Here is a 10,101-nt window from a genome sequence, read left to right as displayed (position 1 = left end):
GGAGGAGGGGAGGGTGGTGCCCGGCCACGTGATGAACATCAACGCGTCCTTCGACCACCGCTTCCTCGACGGCTACCACGCGGGCGTCATCGCCAGCACGCTGCGCGAGATGCTGGAGCATCCGGAGGAGTCCTTCGGTCCGCTGCCCGGATAAGCCCGCGGTCAGCGGGGCTCGCGCACCCGCCGGCGCCGCACCGTCTCCGCGCCGCCCAGCGACTCCAGCACCGCCGCGAGCACCCGGCGCGTCTCGTCAATCACCTGGGCCCCCTGCGCGCGGCGGAAGCGCGTTTCGAAATCCGCCCGGATGTCCCGGGTCGTGTCGACGGCGGCATGGCCCCGCTCGGACAGGCGGATCCGCCGGGTCCGCGCGTCGTCTGAAGGCGCTGCCTCCACGATGCCGAGCGTCCTCAGCTCCGCGACCGTCTTGGACGCCGCCTGCTGCGTCACGCCCAACAGCTCCGCCAACTCGCTGATGGTGCGAGGCGCCTCCAGCAGGTGCTGCACCACGTACCCATGCCCCTGCCGCAGCCCCGGGAAGCCCGCCGCGTGCACCCGCTCCAGCACCAGCGCGTTCACCCGCATGCCCACGAAGAGGGCCAGATGTCCCAGGTCCAACGCCTCCAGCTCCGGACTTCCCCCACGCGCTCGACGTGCCATGGCCCCTTGTCTTGCATCCACAACTCAAGTTGTGCAATGGAGGTTGTGAAACCGGGGTTGTGCAATTCCTCCTGATGCCCGGTCCAGGGAGCCCGCCATGTCCCAGTCCTCGCCGAACCTGGAGTTCACCCGGCGCTACTTGCAGGCCCTCGAAGCGGGGGCGACCGGAGAGGCCCTCGCCGCCTTCTTCCACCCGGAGGTGCGCCAGCACGAGTACCCGAACCGCCTGACGCCCCAGGGGACGACGCGCGACCTGACGGCGCTGCTGTCCTCCGCCGAACGGGGCCAGAAGGCCGTATCGGCCCAGCGCTACGAGGTGACTTCCGCGCTCTGCGTGGGGGACGCCGTGGCGGTGGAGGCGGAGTGGAGCGCGACGCTGCGGGTGCCCCTGGGGAGCCTGCCCGCGGGAGGCACGATGCGGGCGTCGCTGGGCATGTTCTTCACCTTCCGCGACGGCCGCATCGTCTCCCAGCGCAACTACGACTGCTTCCAGCCCTTCTGACCTAGTACGCGTACTCCCAGCCGCCGCGGGTGCGCGTGCCCTGGCCCATCCGCGCGCTCATCTCGCGCAGCCGGCGCACGCGCTCCGGGATGGGCGGGTGCGTGGAGAACAGCGACATCACCCCGCCGTGGTGCAGCGGGTTGACGATGAACAGGTGCGACGTCGCGGGCGCCCGGTCGTACGGCATGGCCTCCGCGCCGCGCTCCATCTTCAGGAGCGCGCTCGCCAGCGCATCCGGGTCCCCGCACAGCTCCGCGCCCGTGGCGTCCGCGCCGTACTCGCGCGAGCGGCTCACCGCCAGTTGCAGCAGCGTGGCCGCGATGGGCGCCACCAGCAGCAGGCCCAGATTGGACAGCGCTCCGGCGAGGCCGCCTTCGTCGTCGTCGCTCCGGCTGAGCATGCTGCCTCCGAACCAGAAGAGCATCTGCGCCGCGTAGCTGATGATGCCCGCGAGCGTCGCCGCCACCGTACCGATGAGCGTGTCCCGGTTGCGCACGTGGCCAATCTCGTGCGCGAGCACGCCCTCCAGCTCACGCCGGTCCAGGATGTCCACGATGCCCGCCGTCACCGCGACGGCCGCGTGGCTCGGGTTGCGGCCCGTGGCGAACGCGTTGGGCTGTGCGGTGGGGAGCATGTAGACCTTCGGCTTCGGCATGCCCGCGCGCGCGGCCAGCCGCTCCACCATCTCGTGCAGCCACGGCGCCTGCTCGTACGACAGCGGCTGCGCCCCGTGGATGGCCAGCGCGATGCGGTCGCTGAACCAGTACGAGCCGAAGTTCATCACCACCGCGAAGATGCCCGCCATCGCCAGGCCCTGCGCGCCGCCCAGCCGCTGGCCGATGACGAGCACCAACGCCGTCAAGCCCGCCAGCAGCACGGTCGTCTTCAATGCGTTGCCCAGCCGGTGCCACCCGCCGCCCTTGAGCGCCGGTACCGCCGGTCCTCGGGATGTCATGTGGGGGTCACGCCGCGCCATGGTCCTCGTTCCGTGCCTTTCGCCCCGTCAAGGGGGCCACACGAAACGTAAGCAGGAGCAGGGGGGCGTCAACGTAACGGGTCCAAGCTACCCCGGAGGCCCATGGCCCCTGGGGCCGCTCGTCTCAAAGGTAGAAACGATCCGTCACGCCCGCCGTACGCTGGAGGATGGCGCTCCAACCGAGCCAGACATCAATGCCACTGTCGCCCGCCTTCGACTCGCTCCCCAGGGCACCGAGCGAGCCCGTGCAGCCCGCCACCGTGCCCAGCCCGGACTCGCGCACGTGCTCCAGGAGCGCGCGCACGGTGGGCATGCCGCGCGCCTCGAAGCGGTCCGCCACGTCCTCGCGGCCGGCGAAGTCCGGCTCATCCAACCTGTCCATCAGGAAGCGTTCCAGCGCCCACCAGAACAGGTACACCTCCACGCGCCGTCCGGCCGCGGTCGCCGCCGCCGCGATGGAGAGCCCCTGGTGCACCCGGTCGTATTCGCCACTGTGCAGGAAGACGACGACCCTGTTTTCCGGCGTGCTCACGCGGTGGCTCATACCGTCCAGAAGCCACCGCGTCCATCCGCGCCCCGGGGGCGACCGCTGGGGCCCTTTGGCTTGCACCCCGGCCCGGGCACTTGCTAGGAACCCAATGACCTTCCAGGCTTACACGTTTTTTGCAGCGACAGCGCGGGCGGCATTCAGCGACATGGGCGACGAGACGACAGCCAGGCGGAAGGATGCCCACCTCGACCTGTGCGCGACCGGCGACGTGGAGCCGGCGCAGAACTCCACATTGCTGGAGCACGTGCACCTCATCCACTGCGCCATGCCGGAGATGGCCGTGGAGGACGTGGACCTGTCCACGCCGTTTTTGGGCAAGCGCCTCCAGGCGCCGCTGCTCGTCACCGGGATGACGGGTGGCACCGACCGCGCGGGCGCGGTGAACCGGGACCTGGCGCTGCTCGCCGAGCGGCACGGCCTGGCCTTCGGCGTGGGCAGCCAGCGCGCGATGTCGGAGGACAGCGCTCGCGCGGCGTCCTACGCGGTGCGCGACGTGGCGCCCACGGTGGCGCTGCTGGGCAACATCGGGCTGTACCAGGCCATTGGCCTGGGCGTGGACGGTGTGCGGCGGCTGATGGACGCCATTGGCGCGGACGGCATGGCGCTGCACCTCAACGCGGGCCAGGAGCTGACGCAGCCCGAGGGCGACCGCGACTTCCGGGGCGGCTACCGCGTGGTGGAGGAGCTGTCGCGCGCGTTCGGCGACCGGCTGCTGGTGAAGGAGACCGGGTGCGGCATCGGCCCGGACGTGGCGCGGCGGCTGGTGGAACTGGGCGTGCGCAACGTGGACGTCTCCGGGCTGGGCGGCACGTCGTGGGTGCGCGTGGAGCAGCTGCGCGCGGTGGGCCCGCAGGCCCAGGTGGGCGCGGAGTTCAGCGGCTGGGGCATCCCCACCGCGGCGGCCATCGCCAGCGTGCGCAAGGCGGTGGGGCCGGAGGTGCGGCTCGTGGCCAGCGGCGGGGTGCGCGGCGGGCTGGAGTCCGCGAAGGTGCTCGCGCTGGGCGCGGACCTGGCGGGCATGGCGCTGCCGCTGTTCCGGGCCCAGCAGCAGGGCGGACTGCCGGCCGCCGAGGAGGCGCTGAAGGTCATCCTCACGGGCCTGCGGCAGGCGCTGGTCCTGACGGGCAGCCGCACCGTCGCGCAATTGCGGCAGCGGCCCCGCGTGTTGACCGGCGCGTTGAAGGATTGGTTGGCGGCGTTGTGATGCCGGGTGGATCCCAGGTTGGGAAGGAAGAACATGTCTGACACCGTGACGTCCCGGCTCGCCGGATTCCACAAGCTGCCCCTGGAGGAGCGTCTGGCGCGCATCGGCCAGATGTTCCGGCTGACCGAGGCGGAGCTGGATCAGCTGCGCGGCGAGAGCGGCCTGGACCTGTCGACCGCCAACCAGATGATTGAAAACGCGGTGGGCACGTTCTCCCTGCCGCTGGGCCTGGGCCTGAACCTCAACGTCAACGGGCGCGACTACCTGGTGCCCATGGCGGTGGAGGAGCCCTCCGTCGTCGCGGCGGTGTCGTTCGCGTCGAAGATCGTCCGTGAGGCGGGCGGCTTCGTCGCGGAGGCCGACGAGTCGATGATGATCGGCCAGGTGCAGGTCTCCAACTACGGGGACGCCGGCATCGCGCGCGAGCGGATCCTGGACGCGAAGGAGCAGATCCTCGCCCTGGCCAACAGCTTCCACCCGGCCATGGTGGCCCGCGGAGGCGGCGCGAAGGACGTGGAGGTGCGCCTGCTGCCCGCGCCCGAGGGGCCGCGCGGCGAGCCGCTGCTCATCGTCCACCTGCTCATCGACGCGCAGGAGGCCATGGGGGCGAACCTCATCAACACCATGGCGGAGGGTGTCGCGCCGCTGATTGAACAGGTCACGGGCGGCCGGGTGTACCTGCGCATCCTGTCGAACCTGGCGGACAAGCGGCTTGCGCGCGCGACGTGCCGCATCCCGCTGCCGCTGCTGGCGGACTTCGGCCTGCCGGGCGAGGAGATCGCCGAAGGCATCGCCCAGGCGAGCCGCTTCGCGGAAGCGGATCCGTACCGTGCCGCCACGCACAACAAGGGCGTGATGAACGGCATCGACGCGGTGGCCATCGCCACGGGGCAGGACTGGCGCTCCATCGAGGCGGGCGCGCACGCGTTCGCGTGCCGGGGCGGGCAGTACCGGCCGCTGTCCACCTGGTATCTGGAGGAAGGGCACCTCGTCGGCCGCATCGAGCTGCCGCTGGCGCTGGGCATGGTGGGCGGCCCCATCAAGATCCACCCGGGCGCGCAGGTGGCGCTCAAGCTGATGCGCGCGACGAGCGTGCGTGAGCTGTCCATGGTCTTCGCGGCGGTGGGCCTGGCGCAGAACTTCGCGGCGCTGCGGGCCCTGGGGTCCGTGGGCATCCAGAAGGGCCACATGGCCATGCACGCGCGCAGCGTCGCCGTCACGGCGGGCGCGCGCGGCGGGGACGTGGAGAAGGTGGCCAACCTGCTGGTGAAGGCGGGGCACGTGAAGGTGGAGAAGGCGCGTGAAATCCTCGCGAGCCTTCCCTCGGAGACGCCCGCCATCGCCACCCTCACCAACGGCTGACGTCCGCCCCCGGGCGCTCCTTTCGCGGGAGCGCTTGACGCAGCGGGGCGGTGCGCGGAAAGAAAGCGCCCGTCCCTTCGCCTGCCTGGTGCCATGACTCCCGCAAAGAATCCCCTGGTCGCCTTCGGTGCCGGCAAGGTCATCCTGCTGGGCGAGCACAGCGTGGTGTACGGCTACCCGGCCATCGCGGGTCCCCTGACCATCGGCGTGGTGGCGCGCGGCATGCCCTCCCGCTCGTGCGTGCTGGACGTGCCGGTGACGGCGGACGCGGCGCAGAAGCGGATGATGCGCAAGGCCTTCGCGCGGGCGGCGAAGCTGGTGGGCGAGCCGAAGGTGAAGGTCACGCTGGAGCCGCAGCTGCCGCTGTCCGCGGGGCTGGGCAGCTCCGCGGCGCTGGCGGTGGCCACCTCCCGCGTGCTGCTCCAGGCGGCGGGGCAGGCTCCCACGGCGAAGGCGACGGCGCGGCTGGCGTGGGAGATGGAGCAGGAGTTCCACGGCACGCCGTCCGGCGTGGACCACACCACCAGCGCGGAGGAGAAGCTCATCCTCTACCGGCGGGTGCAGGCACCGGCGGGCGTCACCGGGCGAGCGCGCGAACTGAAGAGCCCGCGGCCGGTGTCGGTGGTGGTGGCGCTGGCGGGCGCGCGCAGTCCCACGAAGCTGACGGTGGGGGCGCTGCGCGAGCGGCAGGCGCGGTGGCCGGAGCGCTACAAGCGGCTCTTCGGTCAGGTGGGGAGGCTCGTCACCGACGCGGCGAAGGCGGTGGAGGCGGGCGACCTGGAGGGGCTGGGGGACGCGATGAACGTCAACCAGGGCCTCCTGAACGCGCTGGGCCTGTCGTCGCCAGCGTTGGAGGACATGGTGTTCCGGCTGCGCTCGCTGGGCGCGCTGGGCGCCAAATTCACGGGAGCGGGAGGTGACGGTGGCGCGGTCATCGGCCTCTTCTCCGAACCGGAGCCCGTGGTCGCGCGACTGACGCGCGACGGCGTGCGCTGCTTCGCGAGCCAGCTCGCGGGGCCGCGGGCCCAGGGAGACATTCCATGAAGGCAACGGTCCGGGCGCATCCCAACATCGCGCTCGTGAAGTACTGGGGGAAGCGGGACGAAGCGCTCATCCTCCCGCATCAGTCCAGCCTGTCGCTGACGCTGGCGCCCATCCACGTGACGACGACGGTGGAGTTCGGCGCGCAGGCGGACACGGTGGAACTGCACGGCCACGCGGCGAAGGGCAGCGAGCGCGACCGCGTGCTGCGCCTGTTGGACGCCGTGCGCGTGCAGGCGGGGCGCGACCTGGGGCCCGCGAAGGTGGTGTCGCGCGGGGACTTCCCGATGGCGGCGGGCCTGGCGAGCAGCGCGGCGGGCTTCGCGGCGCTGGCGGTGGCGGGGCGCGCGGCGGCGGGGCTGCCGGAGGACACGCGCGCGTCCAGCATCCTGGCGCGGCGGGGCAGCGGCTCCGCGTGCCGCAGCGTGCAGGGTGGCTTCTGCGAGTGGCAGCGCGGTGAGCGCGCGGACGGCGAGGACAGCTACGCCGTCCAGCGCTTCGACGCGGGGCACTGGGCGGATCTGCGCATGGTGGTGGCCATCGTCGACCGCGGCGAAAAAGAGGTGAAGTCGCGGGACGGGATGAAGAGCACGGTGGAGACGAGCCCCTACTACCCGGCGTGGGTGAAGGACGCGGAGGCCGAGGTGCCCCGCGCCCGCGAGCTCATCGCGAAGAAGGACCTGGAGGCGCTGGGCGAGCTGTGCGAGCGCAACGCGTGGCGGATGCACAGCACCTCGCTCGCGGCGGATCCGCCGCTCTGCTACCTGAGCTCGGCGACGCTGGGGCTCATCCAGCACCTGCGCGAGCAGCGCAAGAAGGGCGTGCCGGTGTGGTTCACGCTCGACGCCGGGCCGAACCCGGTGCTGCTGACGGACGCGGCCCACGAGGTCGCGGCGGAGGCCCTGGCCCGCGCCTGCGGAGCCGTGGAAGTGGTGCGCTGCGTGCCCGGCGGTGACGCGACGTTGCTCTCCGAGCACCTGTTCTGACGGACGGCGCATGTCGCTGGAGCGGCGTGCGGCTCCAGCGGATGCAGCCTCTCACCCGTCGTGGCAGGGGGCCTCGCCAGCCAGGCAGCGGAAACCTGTCCGACTGTCGGACAGGTTGGGACCCGCCGGACAGGAGGTAGACCGACGCGTGGGCGTGATCAGACGCCCACGTTCGAGGTCCCGCGCGGAAGGCTGACGCGCCCCGGGCGCACCAGGACGTGCCTCGCAACGCCCCCGCCGCCGTGAGACGGTACGTCGCACGGCCTGGAGGCTGGCTGGATTCCCATGAACGCGCCGTGCCTGCACACGGCACGTCACGCGTGGAAGAGGTGACACACGGATGGACCGAGCACTCTCCGCCCCGGGCAAGCTGTTCATCTCCGGCGAGTACGCCGTGCTGTGGGGCGGCGTGTCACGCCTGGCCGCGGTGGCGCCGCGCACGGCCGCCTATGTGCGCAGGCGCCAGGACTCGCGCGTGCACATCTGCCTGGAGGAAGGAACGCTCCAGGGGCTCACCACGCCCCGGGGCGTGAAGTGGGACCGCGACGTGCCCGCGGGCTTCTCCTTCGTCGCCCGCACGCTGGATGAGGCCTTGCGCGCGCACGGCCGCGCGAGCGTGGGCTTCGACGTCGCGGTGGCGCCGGGCGCGCTGGGCCCGGGGGGCCACAAGCTGGGCATCGGCGGCAGTGCCTCCGCGACGGTGCTCGCCGCGGAGGCCGCGCGCTACGTGCTCGAAGAGAAGTTCGACGTGCTGAAGCTCGCGCTCACCGCGCACACGCTGGGGCAGGGCGGCAAGGGCAGCGGCGGTGACGTGGCCACGAGCTTCGCGGGCGGTGCCGTGCGCTACCGGCGCTACGACATCACCGCGCTCGCGAACGCCGCCAACACCGGCCGCTTCAACGCCGCGCTCGCGGAGTCCTCGCCCGTGGACCTCTGGCGCATGCCCGTGCCCCGCGTGTCCATGCTCTACGCCTTCACCGGCGAGAGCGCGTCCACGAAGCTCCTCATCGACCAGGTGGAGGCCCGGCTCGCGGAAGCCGGCCGCAAGACCTTCGTGGAGCGCTCGGACGCCCTGGGCCATGCGATTGAAGACGGCCTGGGCGGCGGCGACTTCCGTGCCTTCTCCGAGGCCGTGAAGGCCCAACACGCGCTGCTGCTGGAACTGGGCCCGCTGGAGACCGAAGGCATGCGCCGCGTGCTGGCCATCGCCGCGTCCTACCACTGCGCGGGCAAGCTCTCCGGCGCGGGCGGCGGCGACGGCTGCATCCTCTTCGCCCCGGATGCGCAGGCGCGTGAGGCCCTGCGCCAGGGCCTGGAGTCGCGCGGCTTCCTCACGCTGACGCTGGACGTGGAGCCCGGCGTGCGCGGCGAAGCACAGGTGGATGCGCGGCTTCGCGGCTGGGTGGACGCGCTCACCTGAAAACGTGCGGCGCGCGCCCGGGCCCGCCGTTAGAACATGTGACCGAACGTGATGTAGAAGCGCTGACGGCCCGTCTCGGTGGAGCGCGCGTAGTCCATGCGCACCACGGCCGCGCGGCGCGAGAAGCGCAGGCCGCCGCCGATGCCCGGGTGCCACTCATGCCACTTGCCGTCCGTCACGCCCGGATGCCACACGCGGCCCAGGTCCAGGAACACCACCGCGCCCAGCGCCAGCGGCTGCCCGAAGACGGACATCCGCGCCGCCTGGAAGCGCAGCTCGGAGTTGCTGAAGGCCTTCACGTTGCCGGCGAAGCGGTTGCGCTCGATGCCGCGCACGCTGCCCATGCCGCCAATGCCCTCGGTCACGTTGACGCCGCCCGTCGTCATCCACTCGAAGAACGGCACCTCGCCGAACAGCATGTCCAGCGTGAGCCGCTGCGCGAAGACGAGCCGCGGCGTGAGCTTGATGTAGCGGCGCTCGCTCAGCGTCACGCCCGCGTACTGGTAGCGGCTGAAGGTGGCCAGGCCCGACACGCGCAGCGCCACCTCCTCCACGCCGCCGGACGTCGGGTCGGACTCGTCGTCGCGCGTGTCCCAGAGCGCGCCTGCGAGCAGCTGTCCGCTGGGCCCGCCCTCGATGCCGATGGGCTTCTCCTGCGCCAGGATGGACGTCTCGTAGGGTGACACGCGGGTGTAGCGCCAGCCGTAGCCCACGTACGACTGGAACGGGTGCTTCTCACCGAAGGGCCGCCCGCGAAGGCGAACCCAGAGGCCCGGCGAGCCCTTGTCGTAGTTGTACCGCTCGTTGTCCACGTCCCCCCGGAAGTCCGGGGCGGACAGGTTGCCCGCGCCGAAGAACGGGCTGCTCTTCTCCTGGCGGTACTCCAGCCGTCCCTCCAGCCGCAGGGGCCCCAGCAACTGCGGCCCGTCGTAACGGAGGTAATGATTCATGGCGCCGCGCGCGGTGAAGAACACCTGCGCGGACAGGGCATGCGCATAGGGCGCCTTGGTGCCGTCGCCGTACAGGTACATGCCGCCCACGGCGCCGTAGCCGAAGCCCTGATCCGAACTGAAGGACAACAGGGGCAGCGCGATGCCGTCCATCGTCGGCGTCTGCTTCACCGGCACGAGCCCGGGCGCGGCGGTGCGGCCTGCCGCCACGGCGCTCAGGGACAGCAGCATGAAGAACAGCAAGAAGACTGGAGCCAGCATCGAAACCCCGTGAAGCCCCGAGGGGGCGCATCGATTCCAGCCCGGGACAGGAACCCATTCCGCCCGCCTGCTCTCCAAGAGAGCAACGCGGCCTCGGAAGCTCCTGTCCCCCTGAATGCCCATTTTGCCTTGGGGGATGGGGGAGCCGTCAACGTGCGCGAAAGTCTCAACGAGCTTGTCAGCGAGAATTCA

Annotated in this window: 11 protein-coding genes; 7 read left to right on the top strand and 4 right to left on the bottom strand. The window is 71.6% G+C overall.

Going from position 1 to position 10,101, the window contains the following annotated elements:
- Positions 1 to 13 precede the first annotated feature (13 nt).
- Complete coding sequence (locus D7W79_RS05595; protein WP_338078773.1) at positions 14 to 154, top strand: 2-oxo acid dehydrogenase subunit E2; 141 nt, start codon at positions 14 to 16, stop codon at positions 152 to 154.
- Positions 155 to 162: 8 nt separating this feature from the next.
- On the opposite strand, the gene D7W79_RS05590 is transcribed toward D7W79_RS05595, so the two are convergent.
- Positions 163 to 657, bottom strand: coding sequence for a MarR family winged helix-turn-helix transcriptional regulator (locus tag D7W79_RS05590; RefSeq protein ID WP_120524285.1), 495 nt, complete (start codon positions 655 to 657; stop codon positions 163 to 165).
- 97 nt (positions 658 to 754) lie between these two features.
- Here D7W79_RS05590 and D7W79_RS05585 point away from each other — a divergent pair, with 97 nt between their 5' ends.
- Positions 755 to 1,159: a nuclear transport factor 2 family protein gene (locus D7W79_RS05585; RefSeq protein WP_120524284.1), complete on the top strand. Its 405-nt coding sequence runs from the start codon at positions 755 to 757 to the stop codon at positions 1,157 to 1,159.
- 1 nt (position 1,160) lies between these two features.
- On the opposite strand, the gene D7W79_RS05580 is transcribed toward D7W79_RS05585, so the two are convergent.
- Together D7W79_RS05580 and D7W79_RS05575 are read right to left on the bottom strand one after the other, a co-directional pair.
- Positions 1,161 to 2,114 (bottom strand): zinc metalloprotease HtpX, encoded by a 954-nt coding sequence (locus D7W79_RS05580; protein ID WP_167497666.1) that lies wholly within the window; start codon positions 2,112 to 2,114, stop codon positions 1,161 to 1,163.
- Between the two features lie 145 nt (positions 2,115 to 2,259).
- Positions 2,260 to 2,679, bottom strand: coding sequence for a hypothetical protein (locus D7W79_RS05575; protein WP_120524282.1), 420 nt, complete (start codon positions 2,677 to 2,679; stop codon positions 2,260 to 2,262).
- Between the two features lie 151 nt (positions 2,680 to 2,830).
- On the opposite strand from D7W79_RS05575, the gene fni reads away from it, so the two are divergent.
- From fni to D7W79_RS05550, 5 genes are all read left to right on the top strand, one after another.
- Entirely contained in the window at positions 2,831 to 3,889 is a 1,059-nt protein-coding gene (gene fni, locus D7W79_RS05570; RefSeq protein ID WP_120524281.1) for a type 2 isopentenyl-diphosphate Delta-isomerase, read from the top strand.
- 33 nt (positions 3,890 to 3,922) lie between these two features.
- On the top strand, positions 3,923 to 5,251 hold the full coding sequence (locus D7W79_RS05565; protein ID WP_120524280.1) for a hydroxymethylglutaryl-CoA reductase, degradative: 1,329 nt from the start codon (positions 3,923 to 3,925) through the stop codon (positions 5,249 to 5,251).
- A 93-nt stretch (positions 5,252 to 5,344) separates the two neighbouring features.
- Positions 5,345 to 6,295, top strand: a complete 951-nt coding sequence (gene mvk / locus D7W79_RS05560) for a mevalonate kinase (RefSeq protein ID WP_120524279.1) — start codon at positions 5,345 to 5,347, stop codon at positions 6,293 to 6,295.
- The gene (mvaD, locus tag D7W79_RS05555) at positions 6,292 to 7,278 is read left to right on the top strand and encodes a diphosphomevalonate decarboxylase (protein WP_120524278.1); all 987 of its coding nucleotides are present in this window, start codon (positions 6,292 to 6,294) and stop codon (positions 7,276 to 7,278) included. Before mvk ends, mvaD begins: the two co-directional genes overlap by 4 nt.
- A gap of 340 nt (positions 7,279 to 7,618) precedes the next feature.
- Positions 7,619 to 8,698, top strand: a complete 1,080-nt coding sequence (locus tag D7W79_RS05550) for a mevalonate kinase family protein (RefSeq protein WP_120524277.1) — start codon at positions 7,619 to 7,621, stop codon at positions 8,696 to 8,698.
- Between the two features lie 29 nt (positions 8,699 to 8,727).
- Here D7W79_RS05550 and omp85 read toward each other — a convergent pair whose 3' ends face one another.
- Positions 8,728 to 9,909, bottom strand: a complete 1,182-nt coding sequence (gene omp85, locus D7W79_RS05545) for an Omp85 family outer membrane protein (protein WP_120524276.1) — start codon at positions 9,907 to 9,909, stop codon at positions 8,728 to 8,730.
- Positions 9,910 to 10,101 lie beyond the last annotated feature (192 nt).

Origin of the sequence: Corallococcus exercitus (assembly GCF_003611585.1) — a bacterium.
GTDB lineage: Bacteria > Myxococcota > Myxococcia > Myxococcales > Myxococcaceae > Corallococcus > Corallococcus exercitus.
This window is presented reverse-complemented; position numbering and strand designations above follow the sequence as displayed.

Bases quoted from the DNA above. Each gene is read 5' to 3' on its own strand.
- D7W79_RS05590 (WP_120524285.1), bottom strand. From the start codon at position 657: ATGGCACGTCGAGCGCGTGGGGGAAGTCCGGAGCTGGAGGCGTTGGAC.
- D7W79_RS05585 (WP_120524284.1), top strand. From the start codon at position 755: ATGTCCCAGTCCTCGCCGAACCTGGAGTTCACCCGGCGCTACTTGCAG.
- D7W79_RS05580 (WP_167497666.1), bottom strand. From the start codon at position 2,114: ATGACATCCCGAGGACCGGCGGTACCGGCGCTCAAGGGCGGCGGGTGG.
- D7W79_RS05575 (WP_120524282.1), bottom strand. From the start codon at position 2,679: ATGAGCCACCGCGTGAGCACGCCGGAAAACAGGGTCGTCGTCTTCCTG.
- fni (WP_120524281.1), top strand. From the start codon at position 2,831: ATGGGCGACGAGACGACAGCCAGGCGGAAGGATGCCCACCTCGACCTG.
- D7W79_RS05565 (WP_120524280.1), top strand. From the start codon at position 3,923: ATGTCTGACACCGTGACGTCCCGGCTCGCCGGATTCCACAAGCTGCCC.
- mvk (WP_120524279.1), top strand. From the start codon at position 5,345: ATGACTCCCGCAAAGAATCCCCTGGTCGCCTTCGGTGCCGGCAAGGTC.
- mvaD (WP_120524278.1), top strand. From the start codon at position 6,292: ATGAAGGCAACGGTCCGGGCGCATCCCAACATCGCGCTCGTGAAGTAC.
- D7W79_RS05550 (WP_120524277.1), top strand. From the start codon at position 7,619: ATGGACCGAGCACTCTCCGCCCCGGGCAAGCTGTTCATCTCCGGCGAG.
- omp85 (WP_120524276.1), bottom strand. From the start codon at position 9,909: ATGCTGGCTCCAGTCTTCTTGCTGTTCTTCATGCTGCTGTCCCTGAGC.